Source organism: Paenibacillus nanchangensis, assembly GCF_046543445.1.
Taxonomy (GTDB): domain Bacteria; phylum Bacillota; class Bacilli; order Paenibacillales; family Paenibacillaceae; genus Paenibacillus_AQ; species Paenibacillus_AQ nanchangensis.
The window spans coordinates 77303-98608 of sequence record NZ_JBHOFD010000020.1; the positions used below are offsets into that span (position 1 = coordinate 77303).

Consider the following 21306-nt stretch of genomic DNA (forward strand, 5'->3'; position numbering starts at 1 on the left):
CCCGTCCGGAAAGGAAGCGATCCCTATGCCACAACTCGTAGTCAAACCCGATAACCGTCAGCTTGCTTTTGACGAAACCCGCCTGTCCGTTTATGCCGACCGTGTTCTGAACGGCCTCGACAACCTGAACAAAGAAACGCTGCTGCGGGGTGTGAAGTCCAAGCTGCGCCGGGACGAAGTCAGCGGCGAGGAAATCAGCAATGCGTTCACCATGAGCGCGCTGGAGCTCGTCACCAAAGAAGAACCGAACTGGAAGTTCGCCGCGGCCCGGTCGCTTTTGACTTCGCTTTATAAAAAAGCCGCCGTCAGCCGCCGTTACAAAGCCTATCCCGAAGCACCTTACGGGGATCTGTATCCGCTCATTTCCGAGCTGGTCAAAAAAGGCGTGTACCGCGAAGAACTGCTCTCCTGCTACACCCAAGAGCAGATCAACGAGCTTGGCGCCTGCATTGAACCTTCCCGCGACCTGCTGTTCGACTACATCGGCCTGCTGACGTTGACTGAACGCTACCTGGCGCATGATTTTGACGGCCGGGTGATGGAGCTGCCGCAGGAGCGATATATGGTTATCGCCATGTACCTGATGCACCAGGAACCGGAAGACAAGCGGATGGAGCTGGTCAAAGAAGCGTATTGGGCGATGAGCAATATCTATATGACCGCCGCAACGCCTACCCTGTCCAATGCCGGTAAAAAAGTGGCCGGACAGCTCTCCAGCTGCTTCATCGACACGGTCGACGATTCGCTTGAAGGCATTTTTGATTCCAACACCGACGTAGCCCGTCTGAGCAAAATGGGCGGCGGCATCGGCGTATATCTCGGCAAAATCCGCGCCCGCGGCTCCGACATCCGCGGACATAAAAATACAAGCTCCGGCGTCATCCCCTGGATCCGCCAGCTGAACAACACCGCCGTCAGCGTCGACCAGCTTGGCACACGCAAAGGCGCGGTCGCCGTGTACCTGGATGTTTTCCACAAAGACATCCTGGCGTTCCTCGACCTGAAGCTGAACAACGGCGACGAGCGGATGCGCGCGCATGACGTATTCCACGGCGTCTGCCTGCCCGACCTGTTCATGGAGGCGGTGGAAGCCCGCGGACAATGGAATCTGTTTTGCCCGCATGAAGTGAAAAAAGTGATGGGCTGGAAAGACGCCTCCGGCCGCGCGCTTGGTCTGGAAGACTTCTACGATGAGACGCCAGGCCAAGGCAGCTTCCGCGACAAATACGCCGAAGCGTCGGCGCATCCGGAGCTCTCCCGCATCACGGTGCCGGCAATCGACATCATGAAGCGGATTATGAAATCGCAGCTGGAGACCGGTACGCCGTACATGTTCTACCGCGATACGGTTAACCGGGCGAACCCGAACCGCCATGCGGGTATGGTGTTCTCCTCCAACCTGTGCACCGAAATTATGCAAAATCAGTCGGCAACGGTTGTGGAGCAAGAAGAACTGGTCACAAAGGACGGACAAACCCGGATCGTGATTTCCAAAATCCCCGGCGATTTCGTCGTCTGCAACCTGAACTCCATCCATCTGGCGCGCGCCGTGCCGGACAAAGTGCTGGAGCGCCTGATTCCAATTCAGGTCCGGATGCTCGACAACGTTATCGACATCAACAATATCGAAGTGCTGCAGGCGCAGTACACAAACAGCCAATACCGCGCTGTCGGACTCGGCACCTTCGGCCTGCATCACCTGCTGGCGCTTGAAGGCATCCGCTGGGAATCCGAAGAGGCGGTTAAATATAACGACAATCTGTACGAATACATCAATTACCTGCTCGTCCGCTCCAGCATGGAGTTGTCCCGCGAAAAAGGCCGTTATCCGAAGTTCGCTGGCTCCGATTGGGAGAATGGCGCTTACTTCACAAGCCGCGGCTACACAACCGGCGACCGCGAAGGCGAGTTCGTAACGGCCGGGCAGTGGCGGGAGCTGCAGCAGCAGGTTGCCAAGGACGGAGTCCGCAACGCCTGGATGTTCGCAATCGCGCCAAACGGTTCGACTTCGATTATCGCCGGTTCGACGGCCAGCATTGATCCGCTGTACGAGCTGCTGTCCTACGAGGAGAAGACGACTTACAAAATCGCTAACCCTGCGCCGGACCTGTCCGACAAAACCATCTGGTATTACAAGACGGCGTTCCTGATCGACCAGCACTGGTCCATTGACATGGCTGCAGCCCGTCAGCGCCATGTGGACCAAGGCCAAAGCTTCAACCTGTACGTTCGTCCTGACATTAAAGCAACCGAGTTCCTGGAGCTGCATCTGCATGCCTGGAAAGCCGGCTTGAAATCGACCTACTACGTACGCAGCCGGGCGCTGACGATCGAAGAATGCGAATCGTGCGCAAGCTAACCCGTACGCCATATATACGTAAGCAAGTAGAAGATACGTAAGCAAATCGAAGGAGTGTGAGCTGAACATGCAGCTGCAAAAGATTTTTAACACGGAAGCCCCTAACCAATCGACCCGGATTATCGAAGGTGAATGCTCCGGTATTCTGAACTGGAACGACATCCGGATGCCGCATATGTACAAGCTGTACAAAGTGCTGCTGCTCAACCACTGGATCGCCGACGAAATTCCGATGTCGAAGGATGCGCAGCAGTTCCCCCGGCTGGACCCGGAGGAGCAGCGTACTTTCAAGATCAACATCTCCCTGCTGGCTGTGCTTGACTCGATGCAGACGATGTTTGTAGGCGATGTAAAACGTTATTTTACCGACTCCTCGCTGGAGGCCATTTCCGCGATCATCGGACAGCAGGAGGTTGTGCATAACCAGTCTTATTCCTACGTGCTGTCTTCCATTGTATCCGAAAGCGAACAGAAGGAAATTTTTGAATACTGGAAGCATGATCCGGTGCTGCTCGACCGCAACCGTTTTATCTCGGAGATCTATCAGGAATTCCGCGACGAGCAGTCGCCGCAGACGTTTTTCCGGGCGCTTGTGGCCGACCTGATTTTGGAGGGCATTTTCTTTTACAGCACGTTTGCCTTCTTCTACAACCTGGCCCGCGACCAAAAAATGATGGCAACCAGCCAGATGATCTCCTACATTCAGCGCGACGAGAACCAGCACTGCTATTTCTTTGCAGAAGTGTTCAAGCAGCTGCTTGTCGACTTCCCTGAACTGAACACGCCGGAGAACATGGATTATGTCTACAAAACCATTGACCGTGCGGTGGAGCTGGAAACGAACTGGGCCCACTATACGCTCAGCAACGTACGCGGCATCGACCTGAACGAGCTGTCCGACTACATCAAGTACATCGCCAACAAGCGCTTGCGCCTGATGGGACTCGATAAAGCGTACGACGGCGTGGACGTGAACTGCATGCCTTGGATCAAGCCGTTCTCCGACGAAGCGCTGAACGCGACGAAAACCGACTTCTTTGAAGCCAAGTCCCGCAACTACGGCAAGGTTGGCGACGACAACGGGTTCGACGATCTGTAATACGGCTTTATTCTTTAAAAAAAATGCCGCCCGCGCGGCAAAAAAAGCGTCTTCCGCAGCCTCACGGCTGTTACGGAAGACGCTTTTTGGTTTGGTGCGGGTACGGACCGGTAGCGTACACAGCCGGGGGCAGTTCGGGGCCATGCGGGCTGATTAGGCTGGCTCATGCGGACCGCCCATGCTTATGCCAGCCCCTATGCCGTCTGTCCCTGACGGCTGCTGCTCATGACGACTGCTTACCTGCTCATTGCTAGGCGGGCGGGCTTTGGCGGCAGCTCATGCTTCGCTCTTTGCACCCACGCGGTCCCCTCCGCGGCTTAGCGGCCTTGCCGCCTAGCTCTGCACCTTGCGTGCCGCCTTATGCGCGGTTTCCTCCGCGAATTCGGACAGCGCCGCATCCAGCCGCAGCTTCAGCTCCTCGGCCAGCTCCACTCTGCCATCTTCGCCGCGTACCGCCTGCGAATCGACGGCATACACGCCGCCGAGGATATGGCGTGCACCCAGCACCGACAATACCGGTTTCAGCGCATACTCGATCGTAAGCAGATGCGCCAGGCTGCCGCCCATGAAAAGCGGCAGGACGATTTTGCCGGCCAGTCCTTTTTGCGGCACAAGATCCAGAAACGTCTTCAACACTCCTGTGTAAGAAGCCTTATAGACCGGACTGACTACGATCAGCGCGTCGGCTTCGGCCACAAGTCCGTTAGCTTTCACAATCGGTTCACTTTCGAACCGGGTGCCGATCAAATCCTCGGCCGGCAGCTCCGCCACGTTGATCCGTTCCACCTCATGCCCTTCGCGCCGAAGCGTTTCCTCCGCATATTCGATAACCGCATTGATCCGGGAGACCAGGGAAGGCGTCCCGTTGATAACTACGATTTTTGCCATGTTTTCACCCCACTGTGGATTATGTTTCTCCGCGTACGGGACATGCGCCCGCGCATTATTTTAAATTCGTACTAATCGCATCGTAGCAAAGGGGAATAAATATTGTCAAATATGCAGACTAGCCCGGCCCCGCTTCAAACTTCAATTCCGAGTGAGGTATTTCCCCAGAATCAGCAGGTTTACCCGGATACAGCTAAAGGGCGGGATAATCTGGTTATACCTGTTTTTTACCTCCATACCGTAGAATTTAGCTGATACACTGGGGTCATAAGAAGGAGGCCGGAAATGATTACACTCCAGGCAGTAACCAAACAGAATTGGGGAGAATGTGCAAACTTGCAGCCGAAGCCAGAGCAAAAAAAGTTCATCTCGTCCAACCTGTATTCGATTGCAGAAGCTCAATATCTAGAGGGTTTTGTAACCAGGGCGATTTACAAGGATGACGTAATGATCGGCTTTACTCTGTTCGGGCTGGATCCGGACGACGGAAACTACTGGATTTACCGCTTTATGATCGACAAAAGATTTCAAGGACAAGGCCTTGGTTATCACGCCATGCTGCTGGTTATCGACGAGATTCGAACAAGAACAAACAGGACGGATGTTATTATACTGGGGTATCACCCGGATAATGAGCAGGCCAGGAAGCTGTACGCCAAATCCGGCTTTAAAGAACTGGAGCTTGCCACTTGGGGAGAAATGCTGGCGGTGTACCACTTTTAGAACAGGGGCTTCTTGCAAGAAGCCGTTCCACTAGCAAAAGAAAATGAATAACCCGGCGTCTCCCTCTTGTGTCCTCCCTTGTCATCGGCTATACTGGACAGCAATATCAAATCGTGATCAGGCCAATGACCGGCATCCAACCGTGAGGCGTTTGCGACCGGAGGAGCACCCTCCCTAAGTTTACCGGGTTTCGCCCGTTACAGCGAAGACCAAAGCGGATCGGACTTCAGCCTAACCGGCGGTTCGGTCAACCTGGGTGGCACCGCGAGCTGACGCTCCTCGTCCCATGGATGAGGGCGTTTTTGTGTTTTCTAATAGACCAAAAGGAGCGAGCGGTATGCTGGACATCACATGGATTCGGGACAATGAGGACACGGTAAGACAAACGGTGGAGTGGAAAAAAGTCAACCTCAACGTAAGCGAGCTGCTGGAGGCGGATGAGCGGCGCAGACGGCTGCGCCAGGAGACGGAAGCACGCCGGGCGGAACGCAATACGCTCAGCAAAGAGGTGGAGCGTCTGCTGCGTGCAGGCGAGGCTGAAGCGGGCGAAACCGCCAAGCAGCGTGTCCGTGCGGTCAACGCGGAGCTAGGGACGCTGGAAGCCGCGCTGGAGGAAACCGAGCGGCGGTGGCGCGAGCTGATGCTGCAGGTGCCGAACCCGGTGTCGGCCGATACGCCGATGGGGCGGGACGACACGGAAAATGTGGAGCTCCGGCGGGTCGGCGAACCTCCAGCCTTTGATTTTGCCGCAAGCGGTCATGTCGAGCTGGGCGAGCGGCTTGGCCTGTTGGATCTGGCCCGCGGCGTCAAAATCGGCGGCCCGCGCAGCTACGTGCTGAAGGATGCGGGGCTCCGCCTGCACCTTGCGGTGCAGCAGCTGGCCCTGGATGTGCTGGCGGAACGCGGCTTCACGCTGATGGATGTGCCGGTGATGGTCCGGCCGGAAGCTTTGGAGCGGACGGGATTTTTTCCCGCCGGCAGGGATCAGACATATGAGCTGGCGGATGAAAACCGCTGGCTGGCCGGCACTTCGGAGGCATCGCTTGTCTCGTATTACAGCGATGAAATTGTCGATCTGGAGCAAGGACCGCTGAAGCTGGCGGGGATCTCGGCCTGCTACCGCCGGGAGGTCGGTTCGGCGGGACGGGATGTGCGCGGACTCTACCGGGTGCACCAGTTCGCCAAGGTAGAGCAGGTGGTGCTGTGCGATGCGGACAGCTCGGAGCGGATGCTCCAGGAAATTACGGCGAATGCGGAGCACCTGCTCCGGCTGCTGGAGCTGCCGTACCGGGTAGTCGCTGTCTGTGCCGGAGACATGGCGGCCAAAACGCATAAGCAATACGATATCGAGACGTGGATGCCGAGCCGGGACGCTTACGGCGAAACGCATTCGGCCTCGAATCTGCTTGATTACCAGGCCCGCCGGTCGAATATACGCTACCGGGATGCGGACGGGCGGCTGCATTTCTGCCATACCCTGAACAATACGGCGGTCGCGACGCCGCGTATACTGATCCCGCTGCTGGAGAACCATCAGCAGGAGGACGGCAGCGTGCGTATCCCGCAGGCGCTGCGCAAATATATGGGCGGCGCCGAGCGGATTAGCGCCCCTCTCACCGGTGATAACACCGAACCACGCTAAAAATTATGCTGGATGGAAGACGGCCGCCAGGCCGTTTTTTTTTTTTGCGCCGAAACTGGGTTTCCTTGGGCTTATGACACTTTGCGAACAGCGGACCGGCGCACGCTGCGACTTTGGCAGCAGGCGTTTCTCCTCCCTCGGACACAGACGGCTGACCTTCCCCTGCTCTTTTGTGCTTATTTACAATCTTTTAATAAAAAATAGCTCCAAAATAATAGTTTCCTTATTATAATATATTCCAAATATGACTTTACACAGGGAGGAAGTGTGCCATGACTTTTTCTTCACCGTGCAAAAGGACAATCAGCCTGCTGCTCGCATTCCTGATGGTTGTGACCGGGATGTTCCCGGGCATCCCCGCGGGAAGCGGCAGAGCCTACGCCGACGGGCCAATCTCAGTCAGCGAAGCGCTTCAGGCGGCATCAGGCAGTAAAGTCACCGTGGAAGGCTATATCGTCGGCTACACCCAGAACGGTCCCACCTACATCACCACCGGCATCCCCGACAACAACAATCTGGCCATTGCCGATTTTCCGGGCGAAACCGACAAAGAACGCATTATGCCGGTTCAGCTCGCCTCTTCCTTCCGGCCTGATTTTGGACTCAAAACCAATCCGTCGCTGATCGGCACCAAAATTGTTGTGACCGGTTCGGCGGAAACTTATTTTACCGTCAAAGGCATCAAAAACCCCACCGCCATTGAACTGGCGGACAGCAGTAACGCTCCCCAAGTTCTTGCTTCCCCTCCCTCCGGAGCGGTGATTCCCAAAGGAACCGGCATCACGCTTTCGGCCTCCGTTACGGCTAGCGTCTATTACAGTGTGTACGCAGACGGCAGCCCGGACGCTTTTCCGGTCAACCAGCTGTATACCGGACCCATTATCATCAACGACGACCAGGTGCTGATCAAAGCCTACTCCTCTGTCCCCGGGAAAACAGACAGTCCTGTCTCCGAGTTCAGTTATACGGCCAAGACGCCTGTGGACGGGCTGACTATCGCCCAGATTCAGGGACCGGGTCTTCAGTCGCCTTACCGCGACGAGCTGGTTACCAATGTTAAAGGTGTCGTCACTTCCGTCAAAGACTCCGGTACCGCCTACATGCAATCTCTCACTCCCGATGAGGACGACCGGACGTCCGAAGCCATTATGATTTATAAAGCGTCCCACGGATTGAACGCGGGCGATGTCATCACCGTAAACGGCCAGGTAAAAGAGTGGCGCGAAGCCGGTTACGAGGGTTCCCTCGACCAACTTACAACGGAGATTTCCGCCAGCTCCATCACGTTGGAGTCCCGGAACCAGCCGCTTCCGGACCCGGTAGTGCTTGGTGCGGGCGGCAGAACGCTGCCCACGGTTTCGATCGACAGCGATCCCTCCTCCTTTGATCCGTCGACGGACGGACTCGATTTCTTTGAAAGCCTTGAGGGCATGCGCCTGCAGTTGAATACACCGCGCATTATCGGCCCGTACGACTATGAGATTCCGGTTGTGGTCGACAACGGTCCCGGCAATGAAAACGAGTTGTACTCCCCGGCGGGCGGGCTTGTCCTGAACGGTGAGGACTACAATCCGCAGCGCATTCTTATCGCCAAAAAACCGGCTTCCCCTGTCCGGACAGGCCAGCAGTTCGCAGGCAACATTACCGGCATTCTCGGCTACGATTACGGCAACTATAAGCTGCTGCCGGAAGGCGAACTTCCCGCCGTAATACAGGGCACTTCTGCCGATCGTGAAATTACCGCTTTTACGCCCGCAGAGGACAAGCTTACTGTCGCTTCGTTTAATGTGGAGAATTTCTCCGTCAAAAGCGGGCCGGATAAAATCAACAACATCGCCAAAGCGATTGTCACCAATTTGAATTCGCCCGACATTATCGGTCTGCTGGAGGTTCAGGACAACGACGGTTCAGCCGACAGCGGCACCGTGGACGCCTCCAAAAGCTATGAAGCGCTAATCTCCGCCATTCGCACCCAGGGCGGCCCGGATTACGCCTTCACCGATATTGCTCCGGTGGACAAACAGGACGGCGGCGCTTCGGGCGGCAATATCCGGGTCGGCTTCCTGTACAATCCGGAGCGGACCACACTAAAGCCGAGTCCCGGCGGCAAAGGGGATTCGGTCACCGAAGTCACATACGGCCCGCAGGGACTGAGCCATAATCCGGGGCGCATCCGTCCGGAGGACCCGGCATTTACCGCTTCCCGTAAGCCGCTTGCGGCGGAATTTCTTTTTCACGGCCAGGAAGTGCTGGTCATTGCCAATCACTTTAACTCCAAAACTGGCGACTCCGGCCTCTTCGGCAGCATCCAGCCGCCGGTTCGCCCAAGTGAAGCCCAGCGGGCCGAAATCGCCAAAGTGGTAAACGGCTTCGTCAAGGAGGTGCTGACGGCCAACCCCCGGGCGAATGTCGTCGTCCTTGGGGATTTGAATGACTTTCAGTTCTCGAATACCCTGAGCCTGCTGCGTGGCACGGAACTGACGAATCTGGTCGACAGACTGCCCGCGGAAGAGCGGTATTCCTATATTTATCAAGGCAACTCGCAGACGCTGGACCACATTCTGGTGAACAACCGGCTTGCGGATTCGTCTGTGCTCGACATGGTGCATATTAATGCCGACTACATGGTAGAAGACGGCCGGGTGTCGGACCACGACCCGCTGCTGGCGCAGATTGCGCTGGATCCGGAGCCGGAAACGGACGGCTTTTCCCTCCGTATTTTGCATACCAATGATACGCACGCCAATCTGGATACCAAAGACAACAGTCCGGACAATATCGCCAGACGGATTACTGCCATCAAGCAGTCCCGTCAGCAAGCAAAGCACTCTATCCTGGTCGATGCGGGCGACGTGTTCTCCGGAACGCTGTATTTTAACAAATATGAGGGGCTCGCGGATCTTGCCTTCATGAATCTGATCGGCTATGACGCGATGACCTTCGGCAACCATGAGTTCGACCGTGGCCCGTCCGCTCTGTATAACTTTGTGTCCAAAGCCGCGTTCCCGTTTGTCAGCTCGAACATCGATTTCGGCAAGGAGCCGGCCCTCAGCGGGCTGTTCAAAGAAGGACAAACCGCAGGCACGGCGGCGAACGCAGCTATCTATCCGTATATGGTGAAGGAGATCGGCGGCGAACGAATTGGCCTGATCGGGCTAACTACCGAGGAGACGGAGATTCTGGCCAGTCCCGGACCCAATATCCGGTTTAACAACCATGTAGAAAGTGCGCGGGCAGCCGTTCAAGCCCTGGAAGCCGCCGGTGTGGACAAAATTGTCGCTCTTTCCCACCTGGGTTACAACGTCGATCAAGCATTAGCAGATCAAGTAGCGGGTATTGACATTATCGTTGGCGGGCACAGCCATACGAAGCTGGACCGGCCGGAAATCCGGCAGGCACACGGTTACCCGCAGCTGATCGTTCAGGCTCATGAAAAATCGAACTACCTCGGCGAGCTGGACGTTACGTTTAATCCGGAGGGCGTCATTACAAGTTATGACGGGCGTCTGGTGGACCTGAACGCCAAAACGGGCGGCAGCTACACGATTCCGGCTGATCCGGAAGCGCTTGAGCTGCTGAACAAAACGTACAAGCCCGGCGTTGAGGAACTGAGCGGCGCGGTTGTCGGCGAGTCGGCCGTTCTGCTTGACGGCATCAGAGACAACGTCCGCAGCAAAGAGACCAACCTGGGCAACGTGATTACCGACGCCATGCGGATCAAAGCGGAGGCGGACGTTGCCATTCAGAACGGCGGCGGCATCCGGGCCTCTATCGACATCGGCGGGGTTACGCAAGGCGAAGTCATTACCGTGCTTCCGTTCAACAACGATCTGGTGACGCTTGAGATGACTGGCCAGGAAATTATCGACTCGCTGGAAATCGGCGTAAGTACGGTCGAGACGAAGCAAGGCCGGTTCCCGCATGTGTCGGGTATGAAATATTATTACGACTCGACCAAACCGCCGCTTAGCCGCATCGTAAGCGTGCAGATTCTGAAAGACGGGCAGTATACGCCAATTGATCCGGCCGCCATGTATACAGTGGCGACAAATGCCTTTATTGCCGGAGGCGGAGACGGGTATACACCAATGGAGAAGGCAAAAAAAGCTGGCCGGATTAACCTGCTGTATTATCCCGATTTTGAAGTCCTGACAGAATATATAAGCAAGCATTCCCCGATCAAAGCAGAAACCGAGGGGCGTATTACCGATCTGAAGGGCCAGCCGCTGCCAACGGCAGCGCCGACCCAGGCACCGTCTTCTGCGCCGTCCGCAGTGCCTTCGCCAACCCCTTCGGCTTCCGCGACACCGACACCGGCGCCGGATAATGGCGGCGGGGGAACGGGTTCGGCACTTTCACCGTCTCCTGTTCCGTCCGCATCGGCTGCGCCAAGCCCGGCTCCGTCGGCGCAGGCAGGTGTCACAGTATACACGCCGGAACAGCTCGCGGGTAAGCTGGCCTCCGCCGAAGGGAATGTGGTGGAGATCGCCATCGTCGCAGAAGCGGGGCGCGCCGAACTTCGGCTGCCTGCGGAGACCCTGTTTGGCCTGCCGGATGCTGAGCGGAACCGGCTGATCCTGCAGGTGCGGACGGATGGCATGTCCTATTCGCTTCCACTGTCCGTACTTAATGTCAAAGCACTGCAGGCCCAATTTAGTAACGGCAAGCCATACATCGGTATTCGGATGGAGCGGAAACCGGACGGTTTCCTCGAATCGGTGAGAAGCCGATTGTCCGCAGCGGCAGGAGTTCCGAACGCTGCACCGGTAGCCCCTGTTGTCGAATATGCAGTTTTCGCACAGTCTGGCATGACGAACGTGCCGATTAACGATTTTGGCTCAACCTATGTCAGCCGGACGCTTACGCTGACACGCACAGTAGATCCAAACACGGCGGCCGGCGTTATGATCGACCCTGTTAGCGGAGCGGTGGCGTTTGTGCCAACCCTGTTTACGAACCACTCGGACGGCACAAGCACCGCAACCCTCAAACGGGGCGGCAACAGCCTGTATACGATCATCGAGACGCAGCGGACCTTTAACGACATCGGAGACCACTGGGCAAAACCATCCGTTGAACGCCTCGCTTCCAAGCTGATTGTAAGCGGAACGGGCGAAAACCGGTTTGCGCCTTCACGGTCCGTCACCCGGGCGGAGTTTGCCGCTTGGATTGTCCGCTCGCTAGGCATGACGCCTTCTACCGTGCCCGCCGCATTCGACGACGTCCCTGCGGACGCCTGGTATGCCGAAGCGGTACGGACCGCATCCGCATCCCGGCTTATCAGCGGGTACGCGGACGGCAGCTTTAAGCCTGGCCAGCCGATCTCCCGGCAGGAAATGGCCGCTATTCTTGCCAAGGCGATGAAATATGCCGGCAAAACGCTGACGGCCGACGCCTCCGCCCTGGCCCCGTTCTCCGATGCCGCGGGTATTCCGGCCTGGTCCCGGACCTCCGTGGCGGAGATCGCAGCCCAGGGCATCATCCAGGGAATGCCGGACGGCACGTTTGCGCCAGGCAAACCGGCCACAAGAGCCGAAGCGGCAACCATGCTGGAGAAGATGCTGCGTTCGGTGGAATTTATCAATTAGAAACGGGTACGGATTAAGCTGCCCCACCCCGGATGAGGCGTTTTACCGTTGAAACGGAAAACGCAGATCACAAGTAAGACGAATAACCCCTATTCGCAGCGTTTCTGGCGAACAGGGGTTATTTGTGTGTGCGGGCCGATGCCGGGCCGTGTGGTCCAGTGTTAACCGGCTGGTCTATGCGATCGATGGCGGGACAGTGCTTACGGAGCTGCTCCAATTCGCGTCCGATGATAGGCCAGTGCCATCCAATGCTGATCCGGTGACTGCTGCCGAGTCAGGCGAGCACACCCAGCAAGCTGCGCCCCCCGCATCCTGCTGGTTAACCTTCCTTTTCCGCCATATCGGCCGGATAATGGCTGGTGTCGGCATGCAGCCCGATAAACGGTTTTTCTCCGCCAAAATCAACCCGGCTAAGACAAGTAGGATATATGTATGGCAGGTCCCACAGCCGTTCCAGCGGGCGTTCCTCAAAGTGTGCCATCAGACATTTGATCACCACGGTGTGCGTCACAACAAGTACAGTCTGGCCCGGGTGAGCGGCAACAATCGTCTCCAGCTTGGACAAAGAGCGCCGGAGCACATCCGCAAATGTCTCGCTGCCCTCGACGCCAAATGCCGCCGGGTTATTCCAGAACGCCTGGTACTGCTCGGGATATTCCCGTTCGAGTTCCAGGGAGATGCGGCCTTCCCAGCAGCCAAGCCCCATTTCCATAAATTCCGGGGCGGCATTAACGGAAAGCGGACGACCGCCGCAAATAATTTCCGCAGTCCGCATTGCTCTCGAGCTCGGACTGGAATAAACGGCGTCAATATCCACACCGCTGAGCCCCTTGGCCAGCCACTCCGCCTGGGATATGCCAAGCGGCGTTAACGCAGAGTCCCGGTGCCCCTGCATCCGGTGCTCCAGGTTCCATTCCGTCTCCCCATGCCGCGTCAAATAAACTGTCGTTCCCTTGCTCATAAGCGTCCTCCTCCTTCCGGGTGCGGTTCCGTGTCATCCAAGGCTGCCACCCGGTTCTCCTTCATCCATTTCGTCGCGTAATCGATGATCGCCCGCTGCGGAATCAGCATAGCCTCGGCAGACGCAACACGGCCGCGGGAGATCAGCCCTGTCTCTTGGCCGAACTGCTCGCCGATTGTCTCAAAATCGTCGGAGTCCCATTCCAGGTCTCCGAATTTCACCCATTGCCGTTTCCCGTCTATCGACATGGGCGCCGTTGAAGTTTTGGCGCGTTTGCCCGGATAATCGGCCCGCCACTCCGCCAGGTGAATCGAAGTATTGTTCTCGTTCCCTACCCCCAGCAGCAGTACGCGGCCGTCCAGATCATAAATCCGGGCCAACGGCGACTGCTCGCCAAAGCCTTGGTCCAGCGCATGGCTGCCGGTAATGTAAGCGGCGTGCTTGCCCCGGGCGGCAAATGAATATAACGGATGGCCGCTTCGGATTGTCCCGTCCTGCTTCCGGAAATATTCCGGGATAATTCCCATTTCCCACAGCGGCGTGAGATCGGGCGAATAAGCAGGCATTTCCTGACGGATGGTATCCCACCATTCCTCCGGTGCCGGAGGATTTCTCCACCCGGCAGGGTCGGACAAATCCCCGGAATGCGTTGGCATGACAAGCGTACCGTCCGGTCCAAGCGCCTGCTCCAGCGCCAGGATGACAGCGGGCGGCCCGCCCGCGACCCAGCTGCCAAGCGATTTGAAGGAGGAGTGCACAATCAGGGTCATCTCTTCGCGTACTCCTAATTTCTGAAAATCCTCCTTCATTGACGATACGGTAATCAGTTCCCCTTGGATCATTTCCACCAGCCGACATCCTCCCATATATTAACTAAGCGCTATTATAGCAGCAGAAAGATTAGGTCCGCCAGCCTGCCTCAAAGCTGCTGGAACGGCAAAACGGCGGCAGATCATCGATCTGCCGCCGCATATAACCTAATAATCCTTGGCGTTTGCTCTACGCGAGCGTAACGCGAATCGTGCGGATTTTCCCCGAGCGAACTGCTTCGGCCAGCTCTCCTTTAACCGTCGGTCCGTTTATTTCCGTGACTTTACCGCTATCTTCAGTTAACGCCAGCTTCACCGGCACAGCCGCTCCTTCTCCAAAGGTATCGGCCCGGCGCGGATTATGGTAGACAACCTCCGTGCCGCCGAGGAACGTAAACGCAACCTCGCCTTGTTCGTCGAACAGCCAGCCCGGCAGGCTTGGAGTCAAGTGCAGCTCCAGCTCCCCGTCCTTGATCGTAAACACCCGTTTACCCGCCATCATCACCCGCCACATGCTGAGGAATTCAGCGGTCGATCCGCTAAGCCGGGCAACAAAACCTCTGCCGTGCACGCCCGGGTCCGGATTGCCGCCCGTCGCGATAAAGGAAGAATTCTCGAGCGTGCTTCTTCCATAGACGGCAGGGTCGAGGAATGGGACAAGCGAGGTGCGCATCTCTTTGAAAAACTCCTCATATAAGCCAGCCTTCAGCAGCTCCAGCAAATATTTATAGGACATGTGCAGGAAGTTCGATTCCCGCTCCAGCCAGCCAGGGGTAAAGGCGCGAATCCGGCCGATCTCCGGCGATTCCGCGTCCAGACTGACTGAGGTGCGGTACATTTGCGTTACAGGATCAAACAGCTCTGTTTCCCGGATTCCCTGATAAACCTCCCGCGCCTGTTCCTTGCTCTCGAGCGTTTTCAGCCAGCGGGTTGGTCCTTCCAGGAAATGCGGCAATGCATAAGCTCTGAACGCCTGGACCTCCGCCTTAGGCAGCCCGTATCCGCTGATCACCGGCTGGCCCGCCTCGTCGGTCACCTGGGTGAACCGCTCAGCTTCAAAGCGGAAATACGTCGGCGCGATTCCGCCGCCCATCTCCACCGCCAGTTCAATGCCGCGGTTGATTTTGTCCAGCCACTTGCCAAGTGTCTCCTGAACGCGATCCAGCGGCAGCTCCCGCTCTTCCCCTTGAATGCCAAACCGGACCGAAGCCCGGTAGCGCTCACGGGCCGAAGCGACCGAATCCCAATAAGCAAACTGCTCCATCCCGCCTTCAAGCGCCGAATTCACAGCTGCTTCTACATCGCCGAAGAGATCCGCCATTTCCACGGGAAGCTTCACAGACCGGCTGCCGGCCGGAAGCTCCTTCAGCGCTTCAAGCAGGAACAGCACCTGGCGTTTCAGCTCAAACGTCTCGCTCATTCCTGAACCAAACAGGCCGGGCAGCCCGTTCATGGCATCGTTCCAGCCGGGTTTGTTGCCTTCCATTTCCACACCCATGCCATATGGATCAAGAGTGGCAAATTTGTTCAGCGCGAGGCTCAGCATTTTGGCGAACAGGTTCGTCCGGTAGATCTCGCCCGTTCCTCCCTGCGTCCGCAGCCACGCCGTATCCGATGCTTTGCGCCCAAGCCGGTGCAGCTTCTCTTCATCTTCCAGCAGCGCGCCGTATTGTCTCGCCTGTCCGCTGTTAATTACATATTTTTCGCTGCGCGGGAGAACGTAAGCGGGGCTGTCATAAAATGCATAGGATTCGTCTCCGAACAGCAGGGCTTCCTTCCGGTCCGGGAAAATCTCCAGATAACTCTCCACCAGATCCAGGTTATACGTCCAATGGTCGGACCAGAAGCCCTCGCCAAACGAAGCCTCAATTTCCTGTGTGGCCAGGGATAATACCTCGGTCAGGAAACGTTCTTCCTCAACGGCCAGTTGGACCTTGCGGTCGGCGATATAGTTCACCAGACGGCCCGGCGTAAACCGCCGTGAGCACAGCTCCAGCAGCCCAGCCGCATGACCGGGTGCCGCCGTTTCCAGCCATGTCTTCAGCTCGCCGCGCCGGTCCGGCGCAATCTCGAACGTACAGCCCTGTACGCTTAGCGGGTTGTAGCCATCCGCCTGGATGAGGCTGTAGAACATTTTAATGTTAAACGTGCCGACGCGCGGGTTAAAGAAGATATCGCTGCGCCGGTTCTGGTTCATATCGCGGAAGTTGCCGTTGCCTTGGGAAAAATATTCCGGCGCCAGAGAAAAGAAGTTGTAATCCCGCTCCATGTCGCCGTGCTTGCGGGAGAACAGGTGCACAACAAAACCGCTGCGGCCGTTATCGAAAATAAACGGATACCCCCCGCGCAGAAAGTTGTCGAGATAAGACTGGCGGCAATACGCATCAAACAGCGGCATGGACGTGCGGGTGGCGATATCCGCCGTCAAACCTTCCGTCAACGCGGCCGCTTCCTTTGCCTTGCTGGCGATATAAGACGATTGGGTCAGCTGATCCGCTTTGGCGTTGATTTTGGCAATGTCGTTGACGTGTCCGACCAGCGTGCTGATCGTCACGCTTTGGCCGGGAGCCAATGTCCGCACTACGCCGCCGAATCCGCACGGAACCTTGTTCACAGGGTATTGCGGCGCCGCTTCCAGCTCGGCCAAGGACATGGTCCCGAACCGCTCGGGATAAACCAGCGACGTATTGTCCCCAAACAGCACCTCAAAATCGACGATCGGGCGGAGCCGCTCTCCTTCATCAGCAAAAGATAAGTAGAAATGGCCGCTCGTAATCTCGCTAACCTCAGCCTCGTCGCTTACACTGGAACGAAGCTTGTAGAAGGGAATCCCTTTCTCCAGGTTATAGACCTCCATCCAGCTGCGGAGCAGGTTGCCGATCTCTTTATAGGCAGCATTCTCCACCCCGTAAGGCAGAATCTCCGGAAGACCGTCCAGAAGCTCTAGTTCGACCGTATCCGGCCCTGTGTTAACCACTTCGGTCTGACGAACAAGCGCGGCAAAGTCTTCATTGGGCAGGTTGAAGTAACGAACCCGGGTAGTCAGTCCCCGGCCTGCATGGCGCTCTTCAATCCCCAGTCCGTTCGGCTGGATGGTCATCGTCCGCTTGGCCTCCGGATCGGGACGTGCCGACTGGAACGGCTCGTAGATGCTTTGTTCCCCCTTCACCTTGATAAAGGTGCGGAACCCGCTGTGCGTAACGTTTTTGTAAGAGATATTTGCCGGCGAAAATTCCATAATCGGCGAGTTTTTGTCGCGGACGCCAAAGCTGCTGATTCCCTGTCCCCGATTGACATAAAATGTCCACATCGGGATGCCCTTCAGGCCGGCCAGTCCCGGAAGGAAGCTGGCGAACGGCTTCGCGCGGTCATATTCCTCAATGACAAAAGCCCCTTGTTCATAACGATAGCTGCTCAACTTGATAACCTCCTAAAATGGATTGCCGTTTGATTTTGAAGCTGATTACATCGTCTGCAGGTTATGGCGAAAATCTCCGAAACCGGTTTCGGAAATAGGTAAAAAAATATAGAATGCTACAGCCATCCAAATGCCATGAGCTAACAGCATCAAATTGTCCCCGCAATAGGTCCGGCCAGCCGCGGTTAGCGGTTATTATGAAAAACTTATTTCTGCTTCCCGCGGCTACCTTCTTCCCGGTTCCCTCAGAAGAACTGCTGAGGCAGCTAGGAGGGGATCTTATTCAGTGAGTGTCTGCGTTCACTTGCCCCGGGAAGACGTCAAAGCGGCGCATGAGTTCCGAACGACAAGTTCGGCGGGCAGCATCAGCTGTTCCTTAGCCGTCCGGACGCCGTCGATTGCACTGATAAGAATCCCAGCCGCTTCGGCACCCAACAGCTCCGTGTCCTGGCGCACCGTCGTCAACGCCGGGACCAGATAGCGGGCCAGTTCGATATCGTCGTAACCAACCACCGACAGATCGGCGGGAACGGTAAGTCCGCTGTCCGCGGCGGCCGTCATCGCCCCCAGAGCCAGCATGTCGCCGGAAGCAAACACAGCCGTAGGCGGGTCCTCCAGAGCCAGCAGCCGGCGCATAGCATCGTATCCGCCCTCAAAGGTATAAAAACCGCCTGTAACCATATATTCGTCCCGGACTGGCAGTCCCTTGCGGTTGAGCGCTTCTTCATACCCCGCCTGGCGCCCGCTGCCCGCAAACGTGTTGGTTCCGCCCGAGATATGGGCTATCTTCGTATGACCCAGCGATAGTAAATATTCCGTCGCAAGAAGAGCGCCTTGCCTGTTGTCGGAGCAGACCGTATGCGCCTTGGCGGTCTCGTAGTCAAAAATCACGCAGGGAATGTCGCTGTCCAGAAGCTCCTGAAAATACGGATCATCGTAATCGGACAAAAAGACCATCACCCCGTCAACGCCGCGAATCCGGCAGTTCTCCAGGTAGCCGCTTTGGCGTCCGCCTACGTCCTTTGAAATAAACATCAGCGCATAACCTTTGTCGACCGCCACCCGTTTGAAGCTCTCGATAACGGCGCTGAAAAACGGATGCCGGATACCGACCCCTGTGTTCTCAACAAACAGTACGCCGATGGTCCAGGATTTTTTTGTTGTCAGCGTGCGGGCATGCGCGTTGGGCACGTACCCCATCTCCCGGGCCGCTTCGAGGATTTCCTCCCGGGTCTTTGCTCTGACATCCGAATAATTATTAAACGCTTTGGATACCGTGGTCGGCGAATAGCCGGTTCGTTTGGCGATATCGTATATAGTTGTCAACCCGGCACCCCCCGTACGCACACAATCTGAACCGCTTTCGATTCACTGCCATTCTACCTATTTTCCCCGAAACCGTCAAACCTGGTTCTTCCGGTTCCTGCTTTCCCTCCGCCTTCTTTTTGCACCTTGAACTGTCCGGCATGGCCATCAATTCCGCTTACAGTACCCGCGAACCGCAGGAAGAAGTGTAACTGCCTGAATAGCCAACCCCAAGGCGATATAAAAAAGATGCACCACCCCTACGGCATTGAGCACATAAGTCTGAACCGTAATCCAGATAATCTGCCCAAATCCGATATACAGGCTCCAGGCCCAGGCGCTGTGAAGCTCTTTAAACGGGTTCAACCGGTCGAACAATCTCCAATCGGGCCGCTTAAGCAGGCTGTACGCCACCGCCAACGGAAGAACGCCAAAGACGAGAAACAGCAGTACGCCAGGTATCCGGTAATCGTTAAAAAGAGCGCGCTGCATAATTGTTGTCGGCATACCCATGGATTTGCCGTCCGGATTCATAATAAGCAGGAGTCCGCCTGCAACGGCGCCGATTCCCAAAAAAACGAGCAGGCCAAACAGGCCGTATACCATCCCCGGCCGCCGCGCGACGCCTCTTTCTTTTTCCATGCCTGCCTTCAAATCCTGGAGCTTGCCCGCCACTTCGCATCCTCTCCCTAAGCATAGCTTCCCCCTGCTGCCTTGGTTAACGGGGATGCCAGACGTTTAACGTTTATATTAAGGGAAACTCAAGCAGATCTACGAGGACTCTTGTCACAAGCGGGCGGGAGAATTCGCAATCTGTGTGAAACGCCGGGATTTACGTTATACTTAGATTAGCAGTTTTTGCACCATTCGGATGTTTACCCCATTTGGTTGAAGATTCGCGTACCAGCCTGCCCGGTTAACCGAAACGAAGCCTTGGCTTAATTTAAGCATCCAGCTAAGCGACTGTTCAGGAAAACCGGCGCATTCGGCGCAGCCTAAATATCGGTTTGGTTTTTCTTATGCTTATGAACTTATGCGTTCTCTATCCTATATAAAAGTTGAGGTGAAACCGGACGGCCTCCCGAGGCACGCTTCGGCCAGTCTTATGACCGTTACCCATCAGCCATTAACCAAAATATGTGCTTACTGCGGACAGGCGAAGCCGCTGACGGAATTCCGCCGCCGGACCGGTAAGCGCTCCAAATCGCAGTCCCGGCGGGGCGCCTGCCGGGACTGCCGCAAGCTGCGCAACGCGGAGCCGGCCGCTCCCGTGCTGCTGACAGCGCCGCTGTCGCCGCCGGAGCACGGTCCGGTCATGGTGGCCGCGGCGGCGCCAGCGGGCGAACGCCCGGCGCCGAAGAAACGCCGTCGGCGGTCCAAGCGGCGCGGCGCGCAGCAGACGCCGGCCGCCCTGCCGCCTGGACCGGGCGAGGCGAAGCCGCCCCTGGCGGCGCTCGCACAGCCCGGGCAGGCGGGCGGTGCCAAGAGCGCCGGACGGACGGCGCCAGCCGAGGCCAAGCTCGCCTGGACAGCGGAAGCCGCGGCGGCTCCAGCGGGCGAAGGCCCGGCGCCGAAGAAGCGCCGCCGGCGGTCCAAGCGGCTCGGCGCGCAGCAGACGCCGGCAGCCCTGCCGCCTGGACCGGGCGAGGCGAAGCCGTCCCAGGCGGCGGCCGCACAGCCCGGGCAGGCGGGCGCTGCCAAGGGCGCCGGGCGGGCGGCGCCAGCCGGGGCCAAGCTCGCCCAAGCGGCGGCAGCGCCGGCGCAGCCAAACGCCGCGGGGCCTGCTCGGGCGGCCAAGGCCAAGCCCGCGCGGTCGGCGGCGGCCGAAGCGAAACCCGCCCGGACTGCCGACGCAAAAGCAGGCCGAACGGGCGACTCCCGCCGCGGGCGGCCGATGAAGAGCTGGCCAAAGCCCGACCCGGGCGACGTTTCGGCGCTCGTCCCGCTGCCGCAGGGAACGATCCGGATGCGCGGCATTACCGACAAAGGCCGCCGCTGGCACCAGGAAATTGATCCCGAGCTGGCAGCGATCCTTGTGCGGGAACATGCGGCGGTCGTCGTTAACCGCCACACCATCCGCCGCCTGTTTGGGAACAAGGAATTCCGGCGCTACATTTTGCAGCGGGACCGGTATACCTGCTATTTTTGCGGCCTGTACGGCGACACGATCGACCACCTGCTGCCCCGCGCCAAAGGCGGGCATACAACGCCCGTGAACTGTGTCTGTGCATGCAATCTATGCAACCAGACCAAAGCGGACCAGGATGTGGACGAGTTCATGGGCCGAAGCCGGTTATGACGAAATAATCGTTTTTACCCGGCCCACTTGGCCGTCCGTTAAACGAACCTTGATGCCATGCGGGTGCTTGGGCGAATTGGTCAAAATGTCCTTTACCCTGCCCCGGGTCAGCTTGCCGGTCGGCTGATCTTGTTTCAGGACGATATCAACTTCGATACCGGGACGGATATTCGCTCTTATGCTGCCATCCATTAGGCGCACCTCCTTTATGCAGT

At 57.3% G+C, this 21306-nt stretch carries 13 protein-coding genes; 6 read left to right on the forward strand and 7 right to left on the reverse strand.

Translation table 11 applies throughout. The features are described from left to right. The first annotated feature begins 25 nt into the window (after positions 1 to 25). Together ACE6ED_RS16955 and ACE6ED_RS16960 are read left to right on the forward strand one after the other, a co-directional pair. Positions 26 to 2359, forward strand: a complete 2334-nt coding sequence (locus tag ACE6ED_RS16955) for a ribonucleoside-diphosphate reductase subunit alpha (protein ID WP_410828392.1) — start codon at positions 26 to 28, stop codon at positions 2357 to 2359. Between the two features lie 67 nt (positions 2360 to 2426). Next, positions 2427 to 3458 (forward strand): ribonucleotide-diphosphate reductase subunit beta, encoded by a 1032-nt coding sequence (locus ACE6ED_RS16960; protein ID WP_410828393.1) that lies wholly within the window; start codon positions 2427 to 2429, stop codon positions 3456 to 3458. 333 nt (positions 3459 to 3791) lie between these two features. On the opposite strand, the gene ssuE is transcribed toward ACE6ED_RS16960, so the two are convergent. Beyond that, positions 3792 to 4346 carry an NADPH-dependent FMN reductase gene (ssuE, locus tag ACE6ED_RS16965; RefSeq protein ID WP_410828394.1) on the reverse strand — a complete coding sequence of 185 codons (555 nt, stop codon included), beginning with the start codon at positions 4344 to 4346 and terminating at the stop codon, positions 3792 to 3794. 285 nt (positions 4347 to 4631) lie between these two features. On the opposite strand from ssuE, the gene ACE6ED_RS16970 reads away from it, so the two are divergent. From ACE6ED_RS16970 to ACE6ED_RS16980, 3 genes are all read left to right on the forward strand, one after another. Then, entirely contained in the window at positions 4632 to 5069 is a 438-nt protein-coding gene (locus tag ACE6ED_RS16970) for a GNAT family N-acetyltransferase (RefSeq protein ID WP_410828395.1), read from the forward strand. A 337-nt stretch (positions 5070 to 5406) separates the two neighbouring features. Next, positions 5407 to 6711, forward strand: a complete 1305-nt coding sequence (serS, locus tag ACE6ED_RS16975; protein WP_410828396.1) for a serine--tRNA ligase — start codon at positions 5407 to 5409, stop codon at positions 6709 to 6711. 272 nt (positions 6712 to 6983) lie between these two features. Beyond that, positions 6984 to 12299, forward strand: a complete 5316-nt coding sequence (locus ACE6ED_RS16980; RefSeq protein ID WP_410828397.1) for a 5'-nucleotidase C-terminal domain-containing protein — start codon at positions 6984 to 6986, stop codon at positions 12297 to 12299. Between the two features lie 319 nt (positions 12300 to 12618). Here ACE6ED_RS16980 and ACE6ED_RS16985 read toward each other — a convergent pair whose 3' ends face one another. The 5 genes from ACE6ED_RS16985 to ACE6ED_RS17005 form a co-directional block, all read right to left on the reverse strand. Next, positions 12619 to 13260, reverse strand: a complete 642-nt coding sequence (locus tag ACE6ED_RS16985; protein WP_410828398.1) for a histidine phosphatase family protein — start codon at positions 13258 to 13260, stop codon at positions 12619 to 12621. Next, a complete protein-coding gene (locus ACE6ED_RS16990; protein ID WP_410828399.1) occupies positions 13257 to 14108 on the reverse strand; it encodes an AAC(3) family N-acetyltransferase in 852 nt (283 codons plus the stop codon). Before ACE6ED_RS16990 ends, ACE6ED_RS16985 begins: the two co-directional genes overlap by 4 nt. Before the next feature lie 151 nt (positions 14109 to 14259). Next, positions 14260 to 17487: a cellobiose phosphorylase gene (locus ACE6ED_RS16995; RefSeq protein WP_410828400.1), complete on the reverse strand. Its 3228-nt coding sequence runs from the start codon at positions 17485 to 17487 to the stop codon at positions 14260 to 14262. A 300-nt stretch (positions 17488 to 17787) separates the two neighbouring features. Beyond that, a complete protein-coding gene (locus tag ACE6ED_RS17000) occupies positions 17788 to 18813 on the reverse strand; it encodes a LacI family DNA-binding transcriptional regulator (protein ID WP_410828401.1) in 1026 nt (341 codons plus the stop codon). Between the two features lie 147 nt (positions 18814 to 18960). Further along, positions 18961 to 19467, reverse strand: coding sequence for a hypothetical protein (locus ACE6ED_RS17005; protein WP_410828402.1), 507 nt, complete (start codon positions 19465 to 19467; stop codon positions 18961 to 18963). Between the two features lie 358 nt (positions 19468 to 19825). Between ACE6ED_RS17005 and ACE6ED_RS17010 the strand changes: the two genes are divergently transcribed. After that, positions 19826 to 21091 (forward strand): HNH endonuclease, encoded by a 1266-nt coding sequence (locus ACE6ED_RS17010; RefSeq protein WP_410828403.1) that lies wholly within the window; start codon positions 19826 to 19828, stop codon positions 21089 to 21091. Here ACE6ED_RS17010 and ACE6ED_RS17015 read toward each other — a convergent pair. Beyond that, positions 21086 to 21283 (reverse strand): YwbE family protein, encoded by a 198-nt coding sequence (locus ACE6ED_RS17015; protein WP_410828404.1) that lies wholly within the window; start codon positions 21281 to 21283, stop codon positions 21086 to 21088. The two genes, ACE6ED_RS17010 and ACE6ED_RS17015, sit on opposite strands and share 6 nt — an antisense overlap. Positions 21284 to 21306: the final 23 nt, after the last annotated feature.